22 protein-coding genes are annotated in these 24,797 nt (G+C 67.9%); 18 read left to right on the top strand and 4 right to left on the bottom strand.

All coding sequences use genetic code 11. The annotated features are described in order from the left end of the window. Position 1: 1 nt before the first annotated feature. The 12 genes from AB0J91_RS01285 (at position 2) to AB0J91_RS01230 (ending at position 13,869) form a co-directional block, all read left to right on the top strand. The gene (locus AB0J91_RS01285) at positions 2-613 is read left to right on the top strand and encodes a nuclear transport factor 2 family protein (protein ID WP_363862801.1); all 612 of its coding nucleotides are present in this window, start codon (positions 2-4) and stop codon (positions 611-613) included. A 56-nt stretch (positions 614-669) separates the two neighbouring features. Continuing rightward, complete coding sequence (locus AB0J91_RS01280) at positions 670-1,512, top strand: mycofactocin-coupled SDR family oxidoreductase (protein ID WP_363862798.1); 843 nt, start codon at positions 670-672, stop codon at positions 1,510-1,512. Between the two features lie 52 nt (positions 1,513-1,564). Then, positions 1,565-3,256, top strand: coding sequence for an FAD-dependent oxidoreductase (locus AB0J91_RS01275; protein WP_363862795.1), 1,692 nt, complete (start codon positions 1,565-1,567; stop codon positions 3,254-3,256). Then, entirely contained in the window at positions 3,226-4,062 is an 837-nt protein-coding gene (locus AB0J91_RS01270) for a mycofactocin-coupled SDR family oxidoreductase (protein ID WP_363862792.1), read from the top strand. The genes AB0J91_RS01275 and AB0J91_RS01270 overlap by 31 nt, the downstream gene beginning before the upstream one ends. A gap of 102 nt (positions 4,063-4,164) precedes the next feature. Beyond that, positions 4,165-5,862: an FAD-dependent oxidoreductase gene (locus AB0J91_RS01265; RefSeq protein ID WP_363862789.1), complete on the top strand. Its 1,698-nt coding sequence runs from the start codon at positions 4,165-4,167 to the stop codon at positions 5,860-5,862. A gap of 41 nt (positions 5,863-5,903) precedes the next feature. After that, positions 5,904-7,496 carry an AMP-binding protein gene (locus AB0J91_RS01260; RefSeq protein ID WP_363862786.1) on the top strand — a complete coding sequence of 531 codons (1,593 nt, stop codon included), beginning with the start codon at positions 5,904-5,906 and terminating at the stop codon, positions 7,494-7,496. After that, entirely contained in the window at positions 7,486-8,259 is a 774-nt protein-coding gene (locus AB0J91_RS01255) for an enoyl-CoA hydratase/isomerase family protein (protein WP_363862783.1), read from the top strand. Before AB0J91_RS01260 ends, AB0J91_RS01255 begins: the two co-directional genes overlap by 11 nt. 177 nt (positions 8,260-8,436) lie before the next feature. Further along, the gene (locus tag AB0J91_RS01250) at positions 8,437-9,480 is read left to right on the top strand and encodes an LLM class flavin-dependent oxidoreductase (RefSeq protein WP_363862780.1); all 1,044 of its coding nucleotides are present in this window, start codon (positions 8,437-8,439) and stop codon (positions 9,478-9,480) included. 358 nt (positions 9,481-9,838) lie between these two features. Continuing rightward, positions 9,839-11,092, top strand: coding sequence for a cytochrome P450 (locus AB0J91_RS01245; RefSeq protein WP_363862777.1), 1,254 nt, complete (start codon positions 9,839-9,841; stop codon positions 11,090-11,092). A gap of 405 nt (positions 11,093-11,497) precedes the next feature. Then, positions 11,498-12,034, top strand: coding sequence for a nuclear transport factor 2 family protein (locus tag AB0J91_RS01240; RefSeq protein ID WP_363862774.1), 537 nt, complete (start codon positions 11,498-11,500; stop codon positions 12,032-12,034). A 69-nt stretch (positions 12,035-12,103) separates the two neighbouring features. Further along, on the top strand, positions 12,104-13,372 hold the full coding sequence (locus tag AB0J91_RS01235) for an aromatic acid/H+ symport family MFS transporter (protein ID WP_363862771.1): 1,269 nt from the start codon (positions 12,104-12,106) through the stop codon (positions 13,370-13,372). Then, a complete protein-coding gene (locus AB0J91_RS01230; protein ID WP_363862768.1) occupies positions 13,369-13,869 on the top strand; it encodes a hypothetical protein in 501 nt (166 codons plus the stop codon). Before AB0J91_RS01235 ends, AB0J91_RS01230 begins: the two co-directional genes overlap by 4 nt. Before the next feature lie 81 nt (positions 13,870-13,950). Here the strand turns inward: AB0J91_RS01230 and AB0J91_RS01225 are convergent, their stop codons facing one another. Together AB0J91_RS01225 and AB0J91_RS01220 are read right to left on the bottom strand one after the other, a co-directional pair. Then, positions 13,951-14,598: an alpha-ketoglutarate-dependent dioxygenase AlkB gene (locus AB0J91_RS01225; RefSeq protein WP_363862765.1), complete on the bottom strand. Its 648-nt coding sequence runs from the start codon at positions 14,596-14,598 to the stop codon at positions 13,951-13,953. 113 nt (positions 14,599-14,711) lie between these two features. Next, positions 14,712-15,419 carry a WHG domain-containing protein gene (locus AB0J91_RS01220; protein ID WP_363862762.1) on the bottom strand — a complete coding sequence of 236 codons (708 nt, stop codon included), beginning with the start codon at positions 15,417-15,419 and terminating at the stop codon, positions 14,712-14,714. 105 nt (positions 15,420-15,524) lie between these two features. Between AB0J91_RS01220 and AB0J91_RS01215 the strand changes: the two genes are divergently transcribed. The 5 genes from AB0J91_RS01215 to AB0J91_RS01195 are packed head-to-tail and all read left to right on the top strand — an operon-like array spanning position 15,525 to position 20,742. Beyond that, positions 15,525-16,505, top strand: coding sequence for an enoyl-CoA hydratase/isomerase family protein (locus tag AB0J91_RS01215; protein WP_363862759.1), 981 nt, complete (start codon positions 15,525-15,527; stop codon positions 16,503-16,505). Positions 16,506-16,513: 8 nt separating this feature from the next. After that, a complete protein-coding gene (locus AB0J91_RS01210; protein ID WP_363862756.1) occupies positions 16,514-17,413 on the top strand; it encodes an alpha/beta fold hydrolase in 900 nt (299 codons plus the stop codon). Between the two features lie 5 nt (positions 17,414-17,418). Then, positions 17,419-18,894, top strand: a complete 1,476-nt coding sequence (locus AB0J91_RS01205) for an AMP-binding protein (protein ID WP_363862753.1) — start codon at positions 17,419-17,421, stop codon at positions 18,892-18,894. Position 18,895: 1 nt separating this feature from the next. Next, the gene (locus AB0J91_RS01200) at positions 18,896-19,900 is read left to right on the top strand and encodes an NADP-dependent oxidoreductase (RefSeq protein WP_363862750.1); all 1,005 of its coding nucleotides are present in this window, start codon (positions 18,896-18,898) and stop codon (positions 19,898-19,900) included. Next, positions 19,897-20,742 (top strand): alpha/beta hydrolase, encoded by an 846-nt coding sequence (locus tag AB0J91_RS01195; RefSeq protein ID WP_363862747.1) that lies wholly within the window; start codon positions 19,897-19,899, stop codon positions 20,740-20,742. Before AB0J91_RS01200 ends, AB0J91_RS01195 begins: the two co-directional genes overlap by 4 nt. Here AB0J91_RS01195 and AB0J91_RS01190 read toward each other — a convergent pair whose 3' ends face one another. Next, the gene (locus AB0J91_RS01190; protein ID WP_363862744.1) at positions 20,743-22,383 is read right to left on the bottom strand and encodes a GMC family oxidoreductase; all 1,641 of its coding nucleotides are present in this window, start codon (positions 22,381-22,383) and stop codon (positions 20,743-20,745) included. A 174-nt stretch (positions 22,384-22,557) separates the two neighbouring features. Between AB0J91_RS01190 and AB0J91_RS01185 the strand changes: the two genes are divergently transcribed. Further along, positions 22,558-23,454: a short-chain dehydrogenase/reductase gene (locus tag AB0J91_RS01185; protein ID WP_363862741.1), complete on the top strand. Its 897-nt coding sequence runs from the start codon at positions 22,558-22,560 to the stop codon at positions 23,452-23,454. 256 nt (positions 23,455-23,710) lie between these two features. On the opposite strand, the gene AB0J91_RS01180 is transcribed toward AB0J91_RS01185, so the two are convergent. Then, a complete protein-coding gene (locus AB0J91_RS01180) occupies positions 23,711-24,721 on the bottom strand; it encodes a LacI family DNA-binding transcriptional regulator (RefSeq protein WP_363862738.1) in 1,011 nt (336 codons plus the stop codon). Between the last annotated feature and the right edge of the window lie 76 nt (positions 24,722-24,797).

Below are 24,797 nucleotides of genomic sequence, written 5' to 3'. Positions count from 1 at the left end.
CATGGCGCGAGAACTCCCGACGTCCGATCTGGCGGCGATGGTGCGCGCGCAGACCACGGTCGATCACCCGGGGAACGACGACGTCGCGGCCCACCTCGCGATGGTGCGGGACATGCGGGATCGGGAGGCGATCCGGGACCTCGCGGTGCTCTACACCCGCGCGGTCGACGACTACGACCTGGAAGCGCTCCTCGACATGTTCACGGCGGACGGTGTGTTCGAGCGGCGGGGCAAGGCGGCCACCGGTCGCGACGCGCTCCGCGCGGCCTACACCGAGGCGATGCGGGCCAACCGGTCGATGGTGCACACCCCGGACTCCCACGTCGTCCAGTTGCTGCCCGGTCGGCGGGCGATCGGGTGGGCGGCGGGTCACGCCGAGCTCGTGATGGATTCCCGCACCGTGCTGGCGGCGTTCCGGTACGAGGACGAATACCGCTGCGCGGACGGCCGCTGGCTCTTCGCCCGCCGGTCGCTGACCTTCAAGTACGCCCTCCCCGCGGACCGGCTCGTCGACGGACTCGGCTGCGCGGAGCGCATGCGGTGGCCCGGTGGTCGCGCGACCGCCGCGGATTATCCGGAAAGCCTGCCCACCTGGGCCGAGTTCCACAGCTGACCGGACTCCGGGACGCAGCACCGCGCTGAGCGCGGCAATCCAGAGAGGAGCATCTCGTGCAAGGACGGATGACGGGCAAGGTCGCTTTCATCACCGGTGCGGCACGGGGGCAGGGGCGCAGCCACGCGTTGCGCCTGGCCTCCGAGGGGGCCGACATCATCGCCGTCGACATCTGCGAGGACATCCGCACGGTCACGCCCTTCTACTCGCTGGCCACGGAAGACGACCTCGCCGAAACGGCGAAGGAGGTCAAGGCGCTCGGCCGCCGGGTCGTCGCCGCGAAGGCCGACGTCCGCGATCTCGGAGCGCTCCAGAAGGCCTTCGACCACGGAACCGCCGAGCTCGGACCGGTGCACACCGTCGTGGCCAACGCCGGCATCGCGACGGCGTTCCGCAAGACCTGGGAGCTGACCGCCGAGGAGTGGCGGGACATGATCGACGTCAACCTGACCGGCGTCCACCACACGGCGACCGCAGCGATCCCCAGCATGATCGAAGCGGGCAACGGCGGGTCGATCGTGTTCACCAGCTCCATCGGCGGGTTCAAGGGAGTCCCGAACGTGGGGCACTACGTGGCGGCCAAGCACGGCATCGTGGGGTTGATGCGCACGCTGGCCAACGAGCTGGCGCCGCACCACATCCGCGTGAACACCGTGCACCCGACCAACGTCAACACGACGATGATCCAGAACCCCGGCGTCTACGGGCTGTTCGCACCGGAGGACCCCGAACCGAGCCAGGAGAAGGCGATTCCCGGATTCCTGTCGATGAACTCCATGCCCGTCCCGTGGGTGGAACCCGAGGACATCAGCAACGCCGTGCTGTACCTGGCCTCCGACGAGGCGCGCTACGTCACCGGCGCCACCCTTCCCGTGGACGCGGGTGCCTACGTCAAGTGAGGTGCGGCATCGTGCAGCGCCCACGGCGAGAGACGATCGGGGAGTCCGGCCCATGACCGACCAGGACGCAGGTTCCTACGACGTGGTCGTGCTCGGCACCGGGGCGGCGGGATTGGTCGCCGCCCTGGTGGCGGCGCAGTCCGGCGCTCGCGTCGGCCTGTTCGAGAAGGGCGACCTCGTGGGCGGGACGACGGCGTTGTCCAGCGGGGTGGCGTGGATTCCGGCCAATCCGCGTGCGGCGGAGGCCGGTGTCGCGGACTCGGAGGAGCAGGGGCTCGGGTACTTGGATTCCCTGTCCCACGGCAGGATTCTTCCCGAGCTCGCCGAAGCGTTCGTGCGCACCGGGCCGGAACTCGTGGAGTGGCTGGACTCGTCGACTCCGCTGAAGCTCCGCCTCGTACCCGGGTTCCCCGACTACCACCCGGAGAACCCGGGCGGGAAGCCGGGAGGGGGCCGGTCGCTGGAGCCCGAGCTGTTCTCCTTCGACCGCCTTCCGGGCTGGGACGTTCGCATCGTCGGCGCCACGCGCCCGATGCTGGTGGCCGAGACACCGATCGGCGGGGGCACCGGCGTGCTGGACCCGGAGGTGGCGCGGCAGCGGCGCGAGCGGAAGCTCGAAGGTCTTGGCCGCGCGATGGTCGGGGCGTTGCTCCGGGGGTGTCTCGACCACGGGGTCTCGCCGGTGGTCGGGGCGCGGTCGCGGGAGCTGGTGTTCGAGCGCGGGCGGGTCAGCGGAGTGCGGTTCGAGGGGGCGGGCGGCCCTGCTGAGGTGCGCGCTGGAGCGGTGGTCATCGCCACCGGTGGCTTCGAATTCGATCCCGCGCTGGTGCGGGACTTCTTGCGCGGGCCGATGAGCATGCCGCCCGGGGTGCCGACCAACAGCGGCGACGGTTTGCGCATGGCGATGCAGGCCGGCGCGATGCTGGGAAACATGAGCGAGGCCTGGTGGGTTCCGGTCGTCGAGCTGCCTGACGAGCATCCCGACGGACGTCCGGTGGTGAGCCTCGTGCTGCGCGAGCGCACGCTTCCCAGGTCCATCATGGTGAATTCCAGGGGCCTGCGCTTCACCAACGAGGCCGCGAACTACAACGCGCTCGGCGGTGCGTTCCACCAGTTCGACCCCACTCGGTTCGACTACGTCAACCAGCCGTGCTGGCTGGTGTTCGACCACGAGTACGTGCGCCGCTACGGCGGATTCGGCGCGCCGCCGGGCGGCCCCGCCGCCGACTGGATCGTCCGGGCCCCGAGCCTGGCCGAACTGGCCGAGCGCGTGGGCATCGACGCGGAGGGGCTCGCGGGGACGGTTCGGCGCTGGAACCGCCTGGTCGTCACGGGGCGGGACGTCGACTTCGGCCGGGGCGACAGCGCGTACGACGGGTGGTGCGGCGACCGAGACGAGTATCCGGAACGTGCGGCGACGCTGGGCCCGCTGGAGGCGGCGCCGTACTACGCCGTGCCGATCGTGGCCAGTGCGCTGGGGACCAAGGGAGGGCCGCGCACCACTGTGGACGGTGAGGTTCTCGACGTGCGCGGTGCGGTGATCCCCGGGCTGTTCGCGGCGGGCAACGCGATGGCCGGGCCGACGGGGATGGTGTACGGCGGGGCGGGCGGCACGCTCGGGCCCGCGCTGGTGTTCGGTTATCGCGCGGGCAGGCGAGCCGCCGAGGAGGCCGCTCGACGATCGGTGCGCAGGCACGAATCCGTGGAGGGAACATGGGAAAGTTCGACGGCAAAGTCGCGGTGATCACCGGCGCGGCGCGAGGCCAGGGGCGTTCGCACGCGCTGGCTTTCGCCCGCGAGGGTGCCGACATCGCGATCTGCGACATCGCGGCGCAACTGGACAGCGTGCCCTATCCGATGTCGACGCGAAGCGACCTGGACGAGACCGCGCGGTTGGTCACCGGCCTGGGCAGGCGTTGCAGGGCGGTGACCGTCGACGTGCGCGATCCCGAGCAGGTCACGGCCTTCGTCGAGCAGGCCCGCGCGGACCTGGGCCGGATCGACTTCTGCCTGGCCAACGCGGGGATCTTCACGTTCTCCACGATCGCGGACATGGACGATCGGATGTGGTCGGAGATGGTGGGCACGAACCTCACCGGAGCCTTCCACACGTTGCGCGCCGTCCTGCCCGTGATGACCGAGCAGGGGGCCGGGCGCATCGTGGCCACCTCGTCGATGGCGGGGAAGATGGGCTACCCGAACGTCGGTCACTACTCCGCGACCAAGTGGGGGCTGATCGGGCTGGTCAAATCGCTGGCCCAGGAGGTCGCTTCGCTGGGCATCACGGTCAACGCGGTGTGCCCCACCGGCGTTGACACCACGATGATCCAGAACGAGGCGGCGTACAAGCTGTTCATGCCCGACGCGGAACACCCCACGCGGGACGAGGTCGCCCCCTTGTTCCAGGGCGTCAACGCGATGCCCGTGCCGTGGGTCGAGTCGGCCGATGTTTCGGCCGCGATGGTCTTCCTGTGCTCGGACGAGGCGCGCTACATCACCGGTGAGACGATCGCGGTCGCCGCGGGCGCGAACGCCGCCAACGCGGGCTGAGCCCGTCGCCGGTGCGGACCGCGCAGGGATGCCGAGGCCGCTTCGACGGCGAAAATAAATGATAATAATTATCGTGGACTATCTCGACGGAGAGGTGCGGTCATGGGAGTCAGCCCGGGAGCACGGCCGACGGAGCCGGTGATCGTCGTGGGAGCCGGCCTGTCGGGCATCGCGACGGCGCTCGGCGCCGCCCTGCACGGGCGACGCGTGGTGATCTTCGAATCGGCCGACCAGGTCGGCGGTGCCGCCGCCTTCTCCGGCGGGCAGGTCTGGTGCGGGGCGAACCCCGTCGCGGAGCGGGACGGCATCGAGGATTCGCTGGAACTCACCGAACGCTACGTGCGCGCGATCGCGCACGCCGCGCCCGAGGTCCTGGACGAGCGGGCGATGCTGCGCTGGATCAGCACGGCGCCGAAGGCGATCCAGCACTGGGAGGACGTCGGGGCGATCCGCTGGAAGGTGATTCCCGAGCTCGCCGACTACCACGACGAAGCCGATGGCGCGCTGCCGGTGGGCCGGTACCTCACCAACGAACTGATCGACGGCAGCGTGCTCGGCGAGTGGCGGCAACGCCTCCGGGTCAGCCCGTACTTCCCGGTGGGCACGACCTACGACGACATGCTGATCAAGGGCCGCAGGGCGGCCTACGTCGACGAATCCGCCGAGGACGAGGAGATCGCCGCGCATGCCGGCGTCCCGGCGTTCGGGGTCGCCGACGGCGTGCCGAAGACGGGGCGGCACCGCGGCGAGGACCCGCTGACCTTCGGCACCGGCGTCGTGGCGAGCTTCCTGGCGAGGCTGCTGGAGGAGCCGCGCGTCGACATCCGCACGTCCCACCCGGTCACCGAGCTGCTGCACGAGGACGGCCGAGTGGCCGGGGTCCGCGCCGACGGTCCCGACGGGCCGGTGGAGGTTCGCGGTCCGGTCGTGCTGGCGACCAGCACCTACGACTGGGATCCCGACCTGGTGCGCGAGATGGTAGGGATCGAGCCCGAGGACTTCGGCAGCGTCGCGCCCGAGAGCCTGCGCGGCGACGGCATCAAGCTCGCCCGGTCGGTCGGTGGAGCGGTCGCCACGATTCCCGCGACGAGCGTGCCGATGTTGCCCGGCTGGCGTTCGCAGGTCGGGACCGGCTACGGCTACGGCCCCGAGTACGCGATGCCGCACTCGATGATCGTCGACGCCAGGGGCGAGCGGTTCTGCAACGACTCGTACTGGGTCGACATCGTCGCGAAGACGCTGGACCCCGACGACAAGCACCTGCCGTTCTTCCTGGTCTGGGACGACCAGCACCGGCAGAAGTACGGTCTTGCGGCGACCCCGCCGGGCGGCACCTACCCGGAGGGGTGGGTCACCTCGCGGCCGACGCTGCACGAGCTGGGGCAGGCGCTGGGCATCGACGCCGAGCGGTTCGAGTCGACCGTCGCGCGCTTCAACGAGAACGCGGCGCGCGGCGAGGACCCGGACTTCGGCAGGGGAACGGTCACCTACGTGAACCGGTTCGCCGGAGATCCCGGCAACAAGCCGAGCCCGGTGCTGGGCGAGCTGGTCAAGCCGCCGTTCCACGGGCTGCGGCTGAAGTTCGTCGGGACCGGAATCGGGTCGAGCGGAGTGCACATCGACGGGGACGGCCACGTCCTCGACACCGGCGGCGAGGTGATCGACGGTCTCTTCGCGGTGGGTTCGTGCGCGGCGCTGACCACCACGGGTTCGGGCTACAACAGCGGATTCGCGCTCGGGCGCGGTGTCACCCTCGCCTACCTGGTGTCCAACGAACTCGGCGGCGCGCCCACGCCGTAGGCCGCGCGACCGGCCGATCCGGGTCGGGGAGGGGAGACGAGATGGCGGGACAACGGGCACGGTCGGGGTCGGGGACGCTGGGCGAGTGGCTGGGCGAAGCCGCCCAGCGCGCCCCCGCGGCATCAGTACTGGTCGCCGAGCAGCGGATCGGCTACAAGGAGCTCGACGAGGTCAGCGACCGGATGGCGGGCGGCTTCGCCGCGCTCGGGCTCCGCCGAGGTGATCGGGTGTGCGTGCTGATGCGCAGCAGCGTCGCGTGCCTGGGGGTGTGGTTCGGTCTCGCGAAATCCGGTCTCGTCGAGGTCCCGCTCAACGTCGCCAGCGGGTCCTACCTGCTGCGCTACTTCCTCGAGCACGCCGGTGCGAAGGCGATCGTCTGCGACGCGGAGTTCGAACCGCAGGTGCGGGAGTGCGCGAGGGGCGTCGACTCCCTGGTGCACCTGGTCGTCGACGGCGAGGCCGAGGGGGCCGAGTCCGGGCCGACCGGGCTGGTCCGGCACCGCCTGTCGGCTCTCGCCCGGCATCCCGCGGGCGAGATCAGACCGGTCGACCCCGCGGACACGGCGGTGATCCTCTACACCTCGGGCACCACCGGCCCGCCGAAGGGCGCGCTGCTCAGCCACCGCGCCAACGTCAACCTGGCTCGCCACACGGTCGACCTGCTCGATTACACCGCAGAGGACCGGCTGTACAGCGTGTTCCCCTTGTTCCACAGCAACGCCCGGTACTGCAGCGTCATGGCCGCGATCGAAGCGGGCGCCGACCTCGTGCTGGACCGGAAGTTCTCCGCGAGCCGGTTCTGGGACCGCTGCAGGGAGCACGGCGTGACGGCCTTCAACTACCAGGGCGCGATGATGAGCATCCTCCACAAGCAACCACCTCGCGCGGACGACGGCGACAACCCGGTGCGGCTCGGCTTCGGCGCGCCCTGCCCGCCCGAGATCTTCGCCGCGTTCGAGCGGCGGTTCGACGTGCGGCTCACGGAGATCTACGGAAGCACCGAGGTCTCGATCGTCACCGACATGCCGCCGCACCGGCGCAAGATCGGTACGGCGGGTTCGGCCTCCGCGAACTACCAGGTGGCGGTCGTCGACGCGCACGACGAACCGCTGCCGCCCGGGGTGGCGGGTGAGATCGTCGCGCGCCCGGTGAAACCGGGATGGATGTTCGACGGCTACCACGCGATGCCGGAGGCGACCGCGAAAAGCTGGCGGAACCTGTGGTTTCACACCGGCGATCGCGGAATGCTCGACGAGGACGGGTACTTGACCTTCCTCGACCGGATCAAGGACACGGTCCGCCGTCGCGGCGAGAACATCTCCTCGTGGGAGGTCGAGCGGGTCGTCTCCGACCACCCGGCGGTGGCCCAGGCCGCTGCCTACGGAGTCCCCTCGGAGGTGTCCGAGGAGGACGTCATGGTGGCGATCGTGCTCGCGCCGGGGCGGACGCTGGCACCGGACGAGCTGATCGCGCACTGCTCGGGTTCGCTGACCGCCTTCGCGCTCCCGCGGTACGTGCGCGTGCTGCCGGAGCTGCCGATGACGCCCAGCCAGCGGGTCGAGAAGTACAAGCTGCAGGCCGAGGGCATCACCGCGGAAACCTGGGACCGGGAGGCGAATTCCGATGACCGCTGAACTGACCCGCTTCACGCGATCCGAGCCGCACCCCGGCGTGCTGCAGCTGACCATGTCCCGGCCGGAGAAGCTCAACGCGATGGACCAGGCGTGGTTCCGAGAGCTCCGCGAGGTGATGGACGGGCTCGGTGACGAAGGCGACGAGGTCCGCGCCGTGATCATCACGGGCGCCGGCCGCGCGTTCTCCGCAGGCGGGGACATCGACATGTTCGCCGGGCTCGACGGCGACGTGCACCGGACCCGTCCGCACCTGCGGCGGGTCTACGACGCGTTCCACGCGGTGGAGCGGTGCGCCGTCCCGGTCATCGCCGCGGTCAACGGGCTGGCTTACGGCGGCGGCACCGAACTTGCCCTGGCCTGCGACGTGGTGCTGGCGGGGCGGTCCGCCCGGTTCGCCTTCAAAGAACCCTCGGTCGGCCTCATGCCGGGCTTCGGCGTGGTGCGAGGACCGGCGGTGATGGGCCGGCACTGGACGCGCTACCTGGCCCTCAGCGGCAGGGACGTCGACGCCGAACGGGCGGAGCGGGCGGGTGTCGTCCAGGAGGTGCACCCGGACGAGTCGCTGCTGCCCGAAGCGGTCTCGCTGGCCTCGGAGATCGCCTCCCACCCGGCTCTGGCGGTGCGGTGCGCGAAGGCGTTCATCAACCGGGACACCGGCGGTGGCTTCAACGAATCGGTGGAGGCCACCGCACTGCTGTTCGGCACGGAGGAGCACCGGGACGCGGTCAAGGCCTTCCGCGAGTCCAGGGCGAGCGGGACCTGACGGCCGAATGCTCCGCGAACTCGGTCGGAGGGTTCCCCCATCGCCGCAAAACTAGTATAATAGTAAGCATAAATAATTCCGTTGCGCTCCACTTCGGCGGGCATTGGGCGCACCCCGAGATCTCGGGAACCGCCGACCTCGCGAAGCGTGACCCCACGACGTGATGAGGAGCTTGCGTTGGAGTTCGGAATCTTGATGGGGGACCAGCCGGTCGGATCCTCGCCAGCGGAACACCTCGATCTGATGTTGCGCAAGGTCGAGGCGGCTCAGCGCGCGGGGTTCACCTACCTGACCATCGGCCAGCACTTCCTCTACGACGGATACCGCTGGTTCCAGCCGGTCCCGCTGCTCGCGCGGCTGGCGGCCGAGTTGGACGAGCACGTCAAGATCGGCACCACGGTCCTCGTCGGCCCCGTCCACCACCCGGTGATCCTCGGTGAGGAGCTCGCGACCCTCGACGTCATCACCCGAGGTCGTCTCGTCGTCGGGATCGGGACCGGATACCTCCCCGCCGAGTACGAGGCCATGGGCGTGCCCTTCCAGCAGCGCTACCGGTTGCTGGAGGAGCTGATCGAGGTGATGTCGAAGCTGTGGTCCCAAGAGCGCGTCACCCATCGCGGACGGTTCTGGACCATCGACGACGCGCCAACGCACGTCCACCCGCTCCAGCAACCGCGTCCACCCATCTGGCTCGGCGCCATGAAGGAGACCGGTGTGCGCCGCGCGGCCAGGCACGGCGATGTCTGGACGATCACCCCTCAGCAGACGGTGGATCAGGTGAAATCCCTGATCGAGCTCTACGCCGAGGAGCGGATGAGCCGGGGGCTGGAGCTGTCTCCGCTTCCGCTGCGCCGGGAGCTCATGATCGGTTCGGACTTCGACGACGCCGTCACGCGGTTCGCCGCGGTGGCGCGGGGCAAGTACGAGGCCTACGCCGGCCGCGGCATGACCTTGCTGGACGAGGGCGCGGTCCGGGACGAGTTCGCCTCCACCGTGCAGGACCACGTCATCCTCGGTGATCCCGGCCAGTGCCGCGCGCAGATCGCGCGCATCGCCCAGGAGCTGCCCATCGGCCCGCTGCTCATTCGTCCGCACTGGCCGGGGATGGATGCCGAGCAGACGGCGGCCTACCTCGATGAGGTGGGCCGGGAGATCGTGGCTCCGCTGCGCGATCTGCGGCCTCGCAGCTTCGCGGACTTCCTCGATTCGACGACGGTGTGAGGCGGTCGTGTTCGCGGGCGGCTCGGGCGGGAAGGTCTCGGGATGCGAGGCGTCCGGCAATGGAACCGGAAGAGCGTTCATATTGGCGCGCGGCAACGGCTGGACCGTTTCTCGCCGGAGTTCGACTCAATTTCGCGAATGTGTCACGACCGGCTTCCGGATCCGCGCGACGGCTCGACTTTGGTGCAGACCTTTCCCGGGTGCGAGTGCCGTCCCACCTGGAATTTCTTCCTTTCTGGATTCAGATCCCTGGGGGTCGAAAACGGCGTCACGGGAGTCATCGGCTGGGGTGAGAAGAAGCCCTTGACGCCGGTTTGCCGATAACTATTATCAGGGAAGTTTGCAAGGAGTGATGTCTGTGACCGAGCAACCTCGTTGTCCGATCGTGCATTTCGATCACCACTCTGCTGAGCACGCCGCGAATCACGTCGATGCGTACCGCGAACTCCGCGAGGAGTGCCCGGTCGCTTGGACCGACGCGCACGGCGGGTTCTGGGTGCTTTCGGACTACCCGAGCGTGTTCGAGGCCTCGCGCGACGACGACCTGTTCTCCTCGGCCAGGTCCGAGCACGGCGGGGAGGGGCTCGCCATCATCATCCCGAAGGCTCCGACCGCCTTCCACATCCCGATCGAACTCGACCCGCCGAAGTTCCGGAGCTACCGCAAGGCGGTCAACGCCGTCACCTCGCCGGCCGCGGTGCGTCGGCTCACCGACGTGATCGACAAGTTCGTCACCGGGTTCATCGATGAGATCATCGAGACCGGTGAGGCCGACCTCGCGTTCGTGGCCGGGGTTCCCGCGGCGGTGACCGTGGACTGGCTCGGCCTCGATGCCTCGGAGTACAAGCGCTACGTCGACGCGATGCACACGCTCGTCTCCGCGCGACCCGACTCGGCCGAGTACGCGCACGCGAGGGATGTCGCGGTTCCCTGGGTGGAGAAGACCGTCCGCGCCCACATCGCCGCTCGTCGGGAACATCCCACCGACGACGCCACGAGCGCGTTCCTCGCCGCCGAGGTCGACGGCAGGAAGATGACGGACGACGAGATCTACTCGATCCTGGAACTGCTCATCTCAGGTGGGGTCGGCACCACGGCCTCGCTGGTGACCCAAGCTCTGGTGTGGCTCTACCGGAACCCCGGCGAGCGCGAACGCCTCATCGACGATCCGAGCATGATCGATGTCGCGGTCGAGGAGTTCCTCCGGGTCTTCTCCCCGACGCAGGCGCTCGCCCGCACGGTCACCAGGGACGCGGAGTTCCAAGGGGTGCACTTGCGCGCGGGTGACCGCGCGCTGATGAGCTGGGCGTCGGCGAACCGCGACCCGCGGCAGTTCGACGACCCCGACGAGGTCGACATCACCCGGTGGCCGAACAAGCACATGGCGTTCGGTCTTGGCATCCACCGGTGCGCGGGATCGCATCTCGGGCGTGCGATGGCTCGCGCCATGATCGGCCAAGTGCTGGAGCGGATGCCGGATTACGTGGTGGACGTCGACGGCATCGTCCGGTACCCGGACCAGGGGACCAACGCGGGCTACCACTCGATCCCGTGCAGCTTCACGCCCGGGGAGCGCCGCCTGGCGTCCCCGCTGTTCCCCAGCACGCCGTAGCCACGTCCGGTGCGTCGCGCGTCGAGGCTGGTGTCCGCGGCGCGGTTTCTCCGCGGGCGACAGCCGCGTCGGCGAGCTTCGGGTGAGTCGTGTCCAGGAAACCGCTCGGGTTTCCTGGACTGATCACGCGCGCGCACGCGTCGCCGAGACGCCGGCGTGCGATTTGTGGGCATCATCAGCACAGCTCGCCGGCGCTGATCGTTGATCGAATCTGCCCCGTCGAGATCGATCAGCAGGACACTCGCGGACCGGCTCGAGCGCGCGCTCGCGGAACTGCTCGCCGTGGGCGGTGTGCTCGCCCTTCTTTGTCAACGCGGAAGAACTGTTGTGCACCGCGCGCCCTTGACAGCCATTATTGAGTATAACGATGATAAGAGAAATCGCCGGGTGCGAGGAGGCGCGTCGATGTCCGCAGGCCTTGAGGAAAGACTGCGCGTGGTCGAAGACGAACTGGAGCTGCACCGTCTCGTCGCCCGCTACGCGGTGGCGGTGGACGACCGGGACGCAGCGACGTTGTCCGAGCTCTACGCCGGCGATGCCGAGTTCAACGGCCGCGATCGGGTCGTGCGCGGCCGCGACGCGGTGGTGGATTACCTGTGCGAGCAGACCGCGTCCTACGGGCCGAGCATTCACGTTCCCCAGTCGTTGCTGATCACGTGGGTCGACGATGACCACGCGAGCGGCATCGCCACGGGTGCTGCCGAGCTGTCGCTGCTCGGCAAGCGGATGCTCTGCGCATTTCGCTACTACGACGACTACGTGCGGGAAGACGGACGGTGGCGGTTCCGCCGCCGTGACATCCAGTTCATCTACGCGGCACCGACCGAGGAGCTGGCCGAGATCTACGCGGGAGTACTCCGCAAGCGTTGGCCTGGCGCGGAGCCGGCGCCGGCGGACATCCCGGAGTCCCTGCCGACTTGGCGTGACTCCAAGGGTCTTTAGCGCACGACGAATCAGGAGGGCTCAATGGCGAGCGTGCAATCCGAGGCTCAACGCCGCAGAGGTATGTGGGTGGTTGCCATCTGCTTCACCGCCGTGGTGTTCGACGGCTACGACCTCATCGTGTACGGCGCGACCCTGCCCAGCATCCTGGCCTACCAGGAATGGCAGATGACTCCGGTGCTCGCCGGGTTGATCGGCAGCTATGCCCTGGCCGGAATGCTGGTGGGCACGCTTCTGTGCGGCGTGGTCACGGACATGATCGGGCGTCGCCGCATGATGCTGGCCAGCATCGTGTGGTTCTCGCTGTTCATGGGCGCGTGCGCGATCGCGCCGAACGCGCAGGTCTTCGGCCTCTTCCGGCTGCTCGCCGGTATCGGGCTCGGCGGCGTGCTGCCCACGGCGGTGGCACTGACCGTGGAGTTCGCCCCGAAGGGCCGCCGCAACTTCTTCAACGCGATGACCTGCTCCGGCTACTCCATCGGCGCGATCATCGCCTCGCTGCTGGCGATCGTTCTGGTTCAGGACCACGGCTTCCGAGTCATGTACGCGATCGGTACGTTGCCGCTGGTGCTCCTGGTGCCGCTGGCGTGGAAGGTCTTGCCGGAATCAGTGGAATACCTGATGGCCAAGGGAAAGACGGCTGAGGCGCACCAGGTCGCCAAGCGGTTCGGCCTGCCGGTGGCCGAGCCCGCCACCGCTCCGGAGGCCCGGACCACGGCCAAGGGCGTTCTTCGCCTGTTCCGCCCGCCCTACGTGGCTTTGCTGATGGTGTTCGCGGGCGCGTGCCTGATCGGCCAGCTCCTCACCTACGGGCTGAACACGTGGCTTCCGCAGATCATGCGCACCGCAGGGTATCCGCTCGGGCCGGCGCTTCAGTTCCTGGTGGCGCTGTCCCTCGGTGCCATCGTGGGCGCGCTGGTGCTCTCGGCTCTTGCCGACCGGGTCGGTGGCCGGATCGTGGTGATCGGCGGCTTCGTCGTCGCGGTGGTCTCGCTGTTGCTCATGAGCATGAATCCGCCGACGGCGGCGCTGTACCTCGCGGTGGCGCTCGCCGGTGTGGGGGCGAACGGCACGATGGTGGTGCTCAACGGCTACGCCGCAACCCAGTTCGCTGCGGATGTCCGTGCGTCCGCGCTCGGCGTGATGATGGGCATCGGCAAGATGGGCGCGGTGCTCGGCCCGCTCGTCGGCGGCTGGGTGATGGCCTCCGACTTGGGCGTGGAGTGGAGCTTCTACGCGTTCCTCCTCCCTGCTGCCGTGGGCGTGGTGATCATGTTCTTCGACAGGGGCGCGAGGATGACGTCGGAGGCGGTGCGCGAGCCGGTGGTCGAGAGGTGAGCCGGGTTGGCATCGACGATCTGGAGAACCTCCAGTCGGTCCGCGGCAGTTCCAGCAGCATCGATGAGCTGATCGAGGCGCAGAGCGAGGCCGTGGTGAGCTTCACCAGCGACACCGGGTGGGCCAGCGGAGTCGTGATGAGCTACGTGCGCCACGGCGGTGCTTTCTGGGTGACGGCGGTGTCGGATCGGGCGCATGCCAAGGCGTTCCGTCGCGACCCGAGGGTGTCCCTGGTGATCTCGGCGACAGGAACTCATCTTCCGGGTCGCCGGATGGTCTCGGTGCGGTGCCTCGCGCACGCGCACGTCGACGAGGCGACTCGGCACTGGTTCTACGGCGCGCTCGGTGAGCGGCTCTCGGTGGAGGACCGGGACGCGTTCTTCTCCTTGCTCGACAGCGAGAACCGCGTCGTGTTCGAGCTGCGGCCGGTGCGCGTGGCGGTGAGTCACGACTCGAGAAAGCTGCCTGGCGATGGTCGCGGGGGGAGCGCTCCGTGATGGCCGCACACGGCCTGCCGGTTCCGGCATCGTGCCTCTCCGCGGTGGCGAGCGCATTTTCGCCGCCCGAGCTGGCTGAGCTCAGTCCATTCCGGATTCGCGCAGCGTGATGTTGAGCCGTCCTGAACGCATGCCGATCGCTGGATCAGCTGTCCCCGGAAGGGTTTTCGGAACACCGTGGTAGGCCATCCGCGACGGCCCGCCGAAGACGAAAAGGTCCCCGGAGCGCAGTTCGACGTCGGTGTAGGGCTGCTTGCGGTTCTCGGTGTTGCCGAAGCGGAACACGCATTCGTCCCCCAGGCTCAGCGAGATCACCGGGGCCCGGCTGAGCTCGTCGCGGTCCTGGTGCATGCCCATCCGAGCCCCGGCATCGTAGAAGTTGACCAGCGCGATGTCCGGGGCGTAGGGCCCCGTGTCCGGGCAGGTCTCGGCGACGGCCTGCCTGCCGAGTTCGGCGAGCCAGTCGGGCAGCGGCTTCACCGGCGCACCGTCGCCGTCGTCGACGGTCTTCGAGTAGCGGTAGGGGTACCAGTGCCAACCGAGGCACACCGTCTGAACCGACATCCGCGCCCCGTTGGGCAACCGAGCCGCCCGCAGCCCGGCGGGTGGTCTGGCCCATTCGCGGCAGGCGGTCACCAATCGCCGCTGCCACTGCGGCGACAACCACCCGGGGACGTGCACCGCCCCCGGAGCGATGTCAGTGCGCGGACGCGGGAAGAGCTCCATCACCTGCGATTTTACGTTCGGACTCGCACCTCGGAGCGGGGCGGGTCACCTCGTCGAACGAGGGTTTGAGCAACGATGAGCAGCGAGGCGGTGCTTATGTCGACCCACTCGGCAGATTAGTCATCGCGTTCGTGAGTCGAATCAGGTGAGTGCGTCGCCGACCGGTGGGAGGTCAGGGCTGTTTCGTGCGATGCGCGTGCGCGCTCGCGATCGTCGCCGAGTCCGACGGTGAACGTGACTCCCATGGGGACCAGGACCTGCACAACAGGGTCATCGAACTCAACGAAGTGGTCGGCGAGTTCGAGGGTGATGTAGCCGTGCACGAAGCTCCACAGCGAGCTTGCGAGCGCATCGGGGTCGGTCGCCTCGAAGCGATCCGCCTCTGCGATCCTCGTGCAGGCTCCGACGATGTGGGCGTAAGCGGCCTTGAAGGTCGGCGAATGACCGCTGCGGCGGGCGTCGTTCGCTGAGGCCGGCCGATAGGTCGCACGGGTGGAGAGGCCGAACATCGCGTCGTACAGGTGGGGGTTGGCTCGGGCGATGTCGCGTACGGCCAACGCCATTCGAAACAGGTCGGCTATCGGGTCGTTGGTGACGGGGAGGCCGGCGAGGGTGCTCTCGATCTCGGCAAAGCCGTGTTCGACGGCAGCGCCGATGAGCTCCGGAATGCCGCCGAAGTAGTTGTAGACGACCATCGTCGACATGCCCGCTTCGGCCGCCACCGTGCGGGCCTTGATCGCGGATGGCCCTTGTTCGGCGAGCAGGGCGATCGTCGCCTCGATCAGGCGTTCCGGTATGCCGTTCGGTGTCGGGTTGTCGGACATGGATCCCATCGTTGCATCGCGCTCCTCGTACTTGGTGGGGAGGTCGTGGCACTCAGATAACTTCGTTATCGTAGCGCTCACTGCACGCAAGCCAAAGGAAGCGTCATGGCAGAAGAAGTCCGGGGAAGCATCGAGGTCGATGATCGAGGGTCGGTGCTCGTCGCCCGAATCAACGGTGGCCCACTAGGGCTGTTCGGCAACGACGTCGCCGAGGCCCTCGATGAGCTCGTGGAGCGTGCCGACCACGACCCGAAGGTGCAGGCCGTGGTCTTCACCGGAACGCACCCGAACCGTTTCGTCAGCCACGCTGAGGTTCGTTGGTTGCAGGAAGGCGGTGCTGCCGTACCGCCGGTGGGGACCCGGGGAGCGTCAGCGCTGGCGCATACGGCCCGTGGAGTGAACAAGGCCGGTGGGTTCAAGGCAGCGCTGGGCAAGTCCCCCCTGTGGCCCGCGGTTCAGTTGGAACGTGTCCACCAGATGTTTCTGAAGATGAACCGGAGCGGGGTTGTCTTCGTGGCAGCCCTCAACGGGTCCGCGCTGGGGCTGGGCGCCGAGTTCAGCTGGGCGAACGACTTGCGCGTCATGGCCGACGGTGACTACGTCATCGGCCAGCCCGAGGTGCTGCTCGGCATCATGCCTGGTGGTGGCGGTACGCAGCGACTCACGCGTCTGGTGGGAACTCACCGCTCGCTCGTTGCGATTCTCGAAGGCAAGCCCTTCACCTCCCAAGAGGCCCTCTCCATCGGCGCCGTCGATGACGTCGTGCCCCAGGATCAGGTTCTCGAGCGAGCCATCAGTCTGGCCGAGCACTTCGGCACCCGACCCAAGGAGTCACGAGCGGCGATCAAACGCTCGGTCTACTTCGGTGGATCGATGGAGCTGTCCGACGGGCTCCACCTGGAGCGCGCTGAGTTCCTCACCACCGCGCTGTCGAAGCTGGGCCAGGAGCTGATGCTCGACTACATGGCCAACACCGAGGTTGCTGGTGAGCTTCCGCTCTACGTCCCCGGTGTGTACGACGCGGTTCTCTCCACCGGGACGACACGCGGAGCGGGCGTCCCCAACAAGACCGGAAGCGAGGGATGACCCGCACCATGCACTATTCGCGCCTCGACGTCGAGTTCACCTCTGGTGAGACCCACTGCGCGGGCTGGCTCTACCTCCCCGCAGGGGTCGATAACCCGCCGGTCGTCATCCTCGGCCACGGACTGGGGGCCACCCGTGAGATGCGCCTCGACGCCTTCGCCGAGCGGTTCGCGTCCGCGGGGATCGCAGCGTTGGCGTTCACCTACCGCTACTTCGGAGACTCCGGCGGCCACCCTCGTCAACTGCTGTCGATCAAGCGCCAGCTGGAGGACTGGGATGCCGCGATCGCCCACGTCAAGAGCCGAACCGACGTCGATGCCGCCCGTATCGCGGTGTGGGGGAGTTCGTTCGGTGGCGGGCACGCGATCGTCGTCGCGTCCCGGCACCCCGAGCTGGCTGCGGCCATCGCGCAGTGCCCCTTCACCGATGGGCTCGCCTCAGCGCGGGCGCTGGGCCCGGTGGGCACGATGAGGATGCTGCCGACAGTGGGCCGCGACCTCTTGGCGATGCTTCGTCAAAAGCAGCCGGTACCCATCACCTTGGCCGGCGCGCCGGGCTCGAAGGCGCTGATGACCGCGCCCGACGCGCTGAACGGCTATCTCGCACTCGTCCCCGAAGACGGCACCTTCGTCAACGAGGTCGCCGCGCGCGTCGCCCCGACCATCACCAAGCACCGGCCTGGTCGTGCGGCGAAGAACGTGTCCTCGCCGATCCTGTTCTGCATCTGCGAACACGACTCCGTGACACCGCCCGCGGAAACCCGCGCCTTCGCGCGCACAGCACCCAGGGGCGAGATCAAGTCCTACGACGCCGGCCACTTCGACATCTACCTCGGCGAACCTTTCGAAACCGTCGTTGCCGATCAGACCGAATTCCTCGTTCGGCATCTCAGCTCTCCCAAGGGGTGACCACCATGCACTTCGCCACCCTCCCGGACGATCGCTTCGCTCAGGATCCAAGCGGTTTGGCAATCTCCGACGACTGCCGGTCGCTGACCAACGCCGATTTCCTCTCGCGAACGCGGGCAGCGGCCGAGCAGCTCCACGAACTCGGAGTGGGGCGCGGTGACGTGATCGCTCTCAAGCTGACCAATCGGATCGAGTTCGTGGTGCTCCTGTTCGCCGCGTGGCGACTGGGCGCCGCCGCGACTCCCGTCAATCCCGCATTGACCTCCACCGAGGTCAGCCACCAGCTCCAGGACTCGGGCGCCCGCCTGCTCGTCATCGAGGCGGGCGCTGAGCCGGCCACGCCGGTCGCGAGCCTGAGCGTCTCCGAAATTCGGGAAGCACCGACCGGGTCGGATCAGAAAGTCCATCACGACCAGGCGGCGCTGGCCTTGCTCATCTACACCAGCGGCACCACCGGCGCCCCCAAGGGCGTCATGCTCGACCACGCCAACCTCGACGCGATGACCCAGATGGGGCGCAGCGCGCTCAAAGTCACGCACGCCGACCGGTGCCTTCTCATCCTGCCCCTCTTCCACGTCAACGGGATCGTGGTCAGCGTTTTGCTCCCGCTGGTAGCCGGCGGCAGCGTGGTCGTCGGCAACCGGTTCAACCCGCAGACCTTCTTCGATGTGGTCGAAGCCGAGCGGCCGACGTACTTCAGCGGCGTCCCGACGATCTACAGCATGTTGGCGGCTCTTCCGAGCGAAGTTCGACCGGACACGTCTTCTGTTCGCTTCGCCGTCTGCGGCGCGGCCCCGGCGCCACCGGAGTTGCTCGAGCGATTCGAGAAACGCTTCGGCATCCCGATCGTCGAGGGTTACGGGCTGTCGGAAGCGACCTGCGGAACGACGATCAATCCCATCAACGGACCACGCCGCGCCGGCACGGCCGGCATCCCGTTCCCGGGACAGGAAGTGCGCATCCTGAACGCTGACGGCAGGCCGGCGGAGACCGGTACCAACGGCGAGGTCGCAGTTCGCGGTGCCAATGTGATGCGGGGATACCTGGGCAGGCCCGAAGAAACCGCCAAGGTGCTGGTCGACGGGTGGCTGCGCACAGGCGACGTCGGTCACCTCGACGCCGACGGCTACCTCACGCTGGTGGGACGATCCAAGGAGATGATCATCCGCGGTGGGGAGAACATCTACCCCAGAGAGATCGAGGACGTGCTGACCAGCGACCCCACCGTTGCCGAAGCCGCCGTCATCGGCATGCCCGATGAGAAGTGGGGCGAGGTCGTCGTCGCGTTCGTGGAGCCCGGACCTGGACACGAGATCGACACCGACGCGCTGGCGCAGCATTGCGCACGCAATCTCAGTGGCTACAAGCGACCGATCGCGATCCACGTGCTCGACGCCCTCCCGCGCAATGCCGTGGGCAAGGTGGCCAAGCCGGCTCTGCGCTCCTCGCAGACCAACACCAACCCTGATAGGGCGGTGTGAGATGAAGGCCTTCGTGGTGGACTCCTACGACAAGGGCGGTCTCAAGGCCGCCACCCTGCCCCAACCTGCGGTCGGTGATCACGACGTGCTCGTACGCGTGGCGGCGGCCAGCATCAACCCGCTCGACAAGATGGTCCGAGACGGTGAGTTCAAGCAGCTGCTGAAGTACAAGACCCCGTTCGCACTGGGGCACGACGTCGCGGGCGTGGTGACCCGAACAGGTTCGGCGGTACGAGACTTCAAGGTCGGCGATGAGATCTACGCCCGGCCCCGTGACCTGCGAATCGGCACGTTCGCCGAGTACATCGCCATTGACGAGAGCGATGTCGCCCTGAAGCCCGCAACGCTTTCCTGGGAAGAGTCGGCGGCGGTACCGCTGGTCGCGCTGGCCGCCTGGCAGGCCCTGGTCGACGTCGCCAAGGTCAAGCCCGGGCAGAAGGTGCTCGTGCACGCAGGGGCGGGCGGCTTGGGATCGACCGTCATCCAGGTTGCCAAGCACCTCGGCGCCTACGTCGCCACGACCGCTCACACCCGCGACGGGGACAAGGTCCGCGACCTCGGTGCCGACGAAGTCATCGATTACACCGAGCAGGACTTCGCCGAGGCGCTCACCGGATACGACGTGGTCCTGGACTCCCTCGGGCCTGCCAGCCTGCAGAAGTCGCTGACCGTGCTCAAGCGCGGCGGATTGGCGATCAGCGTCGTCGGGCCGCCTGACCCGGCATTCGCAGCGCAACTCGGCCAACCTCTGCTGAAACCGGTCATGGCCCTGATGAGCCGGAAGATCCGCAAGCACGCCAAGGCCCTGGGGGTGCGCTACGCGTTCTTCTTCATGGGAGCCAATGGTGCTCAACTGCAGAAGCTGGCGGGTCTGTACGACAACGGCACGTTGCGGCCGGTGCTCGATCGGACCTTCGACTTCGACGAGACGATCGAGGCCCTGGCCTACGTCGAGGAAGGGCGCGCCAAAGGCAAGATCGTCATCACCGCAGGGACCAACTCATGACAGATTCCCTGGCGCACACGGCAAAGGCAGCACCAACGCTGCGCGTCGCAACCCGGGACACGAGTTTCGCCTACCGAGACCTCGGGCCGCGCGACGGTGTGCCACTGGTCTTCCTCCACCACTTCACCGCGGTCATCGATGACTGGGATCCACGGGTGATCGACGGCATCGCCGCCGAACGAAGGGTGATCATCTTCGACAACCGCGGTGTCGGCGGCACGCCCGGGAAAGTCCCCACCACTGTGGAGGCGATGGCCGACGACGCCGTCGCATTCATCCGCGCCCTCGGCCTCGAGCAGGTCGACCTCCTGGGCTTCTCGCTCGGCGGGTTCATCGCCCAGGTGATCGCCGCGGAACAGCCGCAACTGGTGCGAAGGTTCATCCTGTCCGGAACCGGTCCAACCGGTCTCCCCGGCGTCGGGCAGCTCAATCCGCGCATGCTCATCGACTCCCTGCGCGGGCTCGTCACCCTAAGCAATCCGAAGCCCCTGCTGTTCTTCACCAGAACCGGCAACGGCAAGGCTGCTGCGGAGGCGTACATGGCGCGTCTTCAGGAACGTGCCGCAGATCGCGTGAGGCCCACCTCGATCCTCGGTGCGGCGAGACAGCTTCTGGCGATCAGCCGATGGGGAGCGCGAGGCCCCATGGACCTCGGCCGAATCTCCCATCCCGTCCTCGTGGCCAACGGAGAAGACGACCGGATGCTAGCCACCCGGGGATCTTTCGAGCTCGCCCACCGCCTACCCCAGGCCACCTTGACGATCTATCCGGACTCAGGGCACGGTGGCGTGTTCCAGCACCACGATCGGTTCGTCCCGCAGGCCTTACGATTCCTCAGGTGATCAGGCGCTTTCCGCGGCCGCAGGAATGTTCGCCATGGCATGTTCGGCGAGCGCAGTGATCGTCAAAGCAGGATTGACTCCCGGGTTCGCAGGAAGCGCGGCAGCGTCACACACGATCAAGTTCTCGTAGCCGAAAACCCGCAACCGATCGTCGACCACGCCACGGGCCGGGTCCGCGCCGATCACCGCACCACCGAGCACATGAGCGGTCATGGGCCTGTCTCCGAAAGCCTCGAAGATGCTGCTCTGCGGGATACCTCCGGTGCGTTCCGCCAACCACTTCGCCGCCTGGTGCCCCACCTCGAGGTGCGTGGGTGCTGGTCGAGCGGTGTCGGTCTCGGTGGTGAGGCGATAGCCGGGCCTGAAGCGCCTCTTCCTGGCTCGGAAGGTGATGGCGTTGTCACGCGCCTGCATGACCAGCATCATCATGGTCCGAGTGCTCCAGCCGGATCGCATGGTCGCGACCCACCTGCGGGGGTGTCTGAGGACGTTGCCCAACCATTTCGCAAGCCGTCGCGGATGGGATCCGCCGCCGGCCAAGGTGGTGAACAACAGGCGCATGAAATCGCCGTGGCGTCCGTAGGTGAGGAACTCGACCTGGGTTTCCCGGTCGAGCATGACTCGACTGCTGGCCGTGACGTCTCGCCAAGTCTCGCGGTCCTCGGGCAGGAGGACCGACAGGACGACTTCGCTGTTCGTCCGCACCAGACGCCCCAGCCGATCGCTGAGGCGCGGAAGCGAACCCCGGTGCTTGCAGTTCGCCAGCAGCTCGTTGGTCCCGACGGCACCGCCGGCGAAAACGACGCCTCCAGCGGTGAAGACACGCCGACCGCGGCTCCTCCGAGAGCCGGTGCTCTCGGTGACGACTCGATAGCCATCGCTGCCATCGCCGACGCCGAGCGGAGAAACGTCGATCACCTGGCGCTCGGCCAGGATCTGTGCACCGTGCTTCTCTGCGAACCAGAGGTAGTTCTTCGTGAGGCGGTTCGCCGCGCCGAGCTTGCAACCCACCATGCACGAACCGCAGCGAGTGCATCCAGTTCGAGGTGGACCTTCGCCTCCGAAGTAGGGATCCTCGACGGTCTCGCCGGGCTCGCCGAAGAAGACACCGACAGGCGCCGGGGCGAACAGCTCCTCGGTTCCGAAGTGGCCGGCGAGCTCTTTGGACAGCCGCATCGTCTCCGACTCCCACGGGGTTGTCCGAACCCCGAGCATGCGTTCACCGGTGGCGTAGTGAGGCGCCAGAACGGTGTCCCACTTCGCGATCCCGCTCCACTGCGGGTCGTCGTAGAAGCCGTCCTGCGCACGGAACAGCACGCCGCCGTAGACGAGGCTCCCTCCTCCCACTCCGGTCTGGGTAGAGCTGAAGACGTGCCGAAACAGGACATTGCGCATGATCCCGCGCAGGCCCAGCTTCGGTGCCCAGACGAAGCGACGCGTGTCCGAGGCTGCAGACGGCAGGTCCTCATCGGCGTACCGCCGGCCTCGCTCGACGACTGCGACGCGGTATCCCTTTTCCGCCAAACGCAGTGCGGCGACGCTGCCGCCGAATCCCGACCCGACCACCAACCAGTCGAAGTCCGGCCGGGTCGACGCACAGTGCGGACGGCTCGTCCGCGCCTGCCTATGGATCACCGACATTGATTCTCCTCAGGTGAACTACGACCCGGCTACGATAACGAAGTTATCGGGAAATGTCAGCACCCCCTGTGATCGCAGGCTCGGCAGGGGGTGCGCCGCGAAGGCTCAGCGTCAGTGCGAGCGGCAGCGCGAAGTGCCATTGCGCACAAGTGATAACGAAGTTATCGTCGGCTCATGCATCGACGCCTGGCAGGTCGTAGGTTGGTTGTCACCGGAGCAGCGCGTGGTATTGGCAGTGAGGTAGCACGTCGTGCTGTTGCCGGCGGTGCGCATGTGTCGTTGATCGGGCTCGAACCGGATCGGTTGCGTTCTCTCGCGGACGACTTGGGGCCGACCGCGTTCTGGCGAGAGGCGGACGTGCGCGACGGTGCGGCTCTGCAGTCGGCAATCGATGCCTCCGCCGAGGCGATGGGTGGCATCGACAGGGTCGTTGCCAATGCCGGGATCGCGGCATTCGAGACGGTTCGGCAAGCGGACGAGGCGTCGTTCGAGCGGGTTCTGGACACCAACGTGACCGGCGCTTTTCGCACCCTCAAGTACGCGACACCCCATCTGGAGAGATCGCAAGGTCACGTGTTGGTGGTGGCGTCGGCACTGTCGTTCCTGCCGTTGGCCAGCCTGGCGTCGTATTGCGCCAGCAAGGCCGCGGTAGAAATGCTCACCCTCACCTACCGACAGGAAGTAGCCCACCTCGGGATCACGGTTGGTCTTGTGCATCCGTCCTGGATCGACACGGATCTAGTGCGCGACGCCGAGGGAGAACTTAGTTCGTTCCAGGATCTGCGCCGAAGGTTGCCATATCCGGGCAACGTGACCACCAGCGTCGACGAGGCTTCTGCGGCGATCGTGAACGCGCTCAGGCGCCGGCGCGGCCGCGTGTACATCCCACGCGCGGTATCCGGGGTCAACTGGGCGAAGGCGATCCTCAACTCCCCACTCATGTGGCCCTGGACGAAGCGGTTCGCCGCCAAATCCGTGCCACCTCTGGAGAGGGAGGCCGAGGCGTTGGAGCGGCGGGGCCAACCCATGCGCGACCCGGGCGAGTCCGTGGAGGAGGCCGCAGATGCGTAGCCGCGGCCACGTGCGCCGTCGCGCTTCACACGGCGGCCACAGCTTTGAAAGGCCGTTGCTTGCGGTGCACAGCACGGGCAAGTCTTCGGTCGCCGCGGAACTGCCCGTGTCCGGTTGACTCGCCACAGTCTGCTCGCTCCAGCTGTTTGACAGCCCTAGGACGATGACATGACGTCGACCGGTGCGGCGCCCGATTTGCTCGTGGCCAGCCCGCGCAGCCCGCGTTGGGCGAGGGGTCCTGCGCGTCGAGTCCCCGTCAGGTGCGTGGGTTGGTCACCGAGGCGCGTTGTACCAGTCGAGCGCCCACTCGCATGGCTCGGCCGGATCGCGCGTCTCCGGGGCCGCGTTCGATGGCGGCTAGCACGCGGTTGGCGGCGAGTTCGGCGAGTTCGGCGGCACCGTTGTCGATCACGGTGATGGCCGGTTGCCAGTAGCGGAACCAGCTGACGTCCTCGTGGCAGATCAGTGACACGTCGTCCGGGACGCTGACGCCGCGTTCCCGGAGTTCGGGCAGCACGCCGAACGCCGCTTCGTGATTGGCGACGTAGAGCGCCGTGGGGGCGTCGTCGCGGTCGAGCAGTGCGGCGAGCGCCTTCTCGCCGAAGGACTCCAGGAAGGGGCCGCGCACCACCAGGTCGTCCACCACCTGCAGGCCGGCCGAGGTGAGCGCGGCGGCGTAGCCGTGGAAGCGTTCGCGCCCGGAGTTGGCTTCCAGCGGCCCGCCGATGTAGCCGATGCGCCGGTGGCCGGCGTCGAGAAGGTGCTCGGTGGCGAGGTAGGCGCCATCGGAGTCATCGGCGAGCACCGCTTCTCCAGGAGCTTCCGGGGCGCAGCGGATGAGGCTGAGCACGGGTATGCCTTCGGCGACGATCCGTTCCAGCAGCGCGACGTTCCGGCCGGTGCCGATCACGACGACACCGTCGACCTGGTGCTCGGCCAGCATCTCCAGGTATCGCGCCTCGCGGTCCTCGTCGGCCCCGGTCACGCAGAGGATGACCTGGTAGCCGCGATCGTCGAGGCGCTGCTGCAGCACTTCCGCGATCGCGTGGAACGAGGCGTTGACGAGGTTGTTGAGCACGAGCCCGACCAACCGCGTCCGGCGGGTGCGCAAGCTCTGCGCGGCCCGGTTCGGGCGGTAGCCCAGCTTGGCGGCTGCCGCCTCGACCCGATCGCGGGCGTCCGCGCTGATCGAGGTCGCTCCGGACAGCACGCGGGAGGCGGTGCTCCGGGAGACGCCGGCTTCTTGTGCGACGTCGAGCAACGTCACTGTACGAGAAATCGTTCCCACACTTTCCATGATCGACGATCCGAGCGGAAGGGCAAGGTGATGATACTGGTTGGAA

The organism is Saccharopolyspora sp. NPDC049357, from assembly GCF_040677225.1.
GTDB lineage: Bacteria > Actinomycetota > Actinomycetes > Mycobacteriales > Pseudonocardiaceae > Saccharopolyspora.
This window is presented reverse-complemented; position numbering and strand designations above follow the sequence as displayed.

What these genes read in the sequence shown, in the direction of transcription:
- AB0J91_RS01285 (WP_363862801.1), top strand. Translation starts at nt 2, where the DNA reads ATGGCGCGAGAACTCCCGACGTCCGATCTGGCGGCGATGGTGCGCGCG.
- AB0J91_RS01275 (WP_363862795.1), top strand. Translation starts at nt 1,565, where the DNA reads ATGACCGACCAGGACGCAGGTTCCTACGACGTGGTCGTGCTCGGCACC.
- AB0J91_RS01270 (WP_363862792.1), top strand. Translation starts at nt 3,226, where the DNA reads ATGGGAAAGTTCGACGGCAAAGTCGCGGTGATCACCGGCGCGGCGCGA.
- AB0J91_RS01265 (WP_363862789.1), top strand. Translation starts at nt 4,165, where the DNA reads ATGGGAGTCAGCCCGGGAGCACGGCCGACGGAGCCGGTGATCGTCGTG.
- AB0J91_RS01260 (WP_363862786.1), top strand. Translation starts at nt 5,904, where the DNA reads ATGGCGGGACAACGGGCACGGTCGGGGTCGGGGACGCTGGGCGAGTGG.
- AB0J91_RS01255 (WP_363862783.1), top strand. Translation starts at nt 7,486, where the DNA reads ATGACCGCTGAACTGACCCGCTTCACGCGATCCGAGCCGCACCCCGGC.
- AB0J91_RS01240 (WP_363862774.1), top strand. Translation starts at nt 11,498, where the DNA reads ATGTCCGCAGGCCTTGAGGAAAGACTGCGCGTGGTCGAAGACGAACTG.
- AB0J91_RS01220 (WP_363862762.1), bottom strand. Translation starts at nt 15,419, where the DNA reads ATGTCCGACAACCCGACACCGAACGGCATACCGGAACGCCTGATCGAG.
- AB0J91_RS01215 (WP_363862759.1), top strand. Translation starts at nt 15,525, where the DNA reads ATGGCAGAAGAAGTCCGGGGAAGCATCGAGGTCGATGATCGAGGGTCG.
- AB0J91_RS01210 (WP_363862756.1), top strand. Translation starts at nt 16,514, where the DNA reads ATGCACTATTCGCGCCTCGACGTCGAGTTCACCTCTGGTGAGACCCAC.
- AB0J91_RS01205 (WP_363862753.1), top strand. Translation starts at nt 17,419, where the DNA reads ATGCACTTCGCCACCCTCCCGGACGATCGCTTCGCTCAGGATCCAAGC.
- AB0J91_RS01200 (WP_363862750.1), top strand. Translation starts at nt 18,896, where the DNA reads ATGAAGGCCTTCGTGGTGGACTCCTACGACAAGGGCGGTCTCAAGGCC.
- AB0J91_RS01195 (WP_363862747.1), top strand. Translation starts at nt 19,897, where the DNA reads ATGACAGATTCCCTGGCGCACACGGCAAAGGCAGCACCAACGCTGCGC.
- AB0J91_RS01190 (WP_363862744.1), bottom strand. Translation starts at nt 22,383, where the DNA reads ATGTCGGTGATCCATAGGCAGGCGCGGACGAGCCGTCCGCACTGTGCG.
- AB0J91_RS01185 (WP_363862741.1), top strand. Translation starts at nt 22,558, where the DNA reads ATGCATCGACGCCTGGCAGGTCGTAGGTTGGTTGTCACCGGAGCAGCG.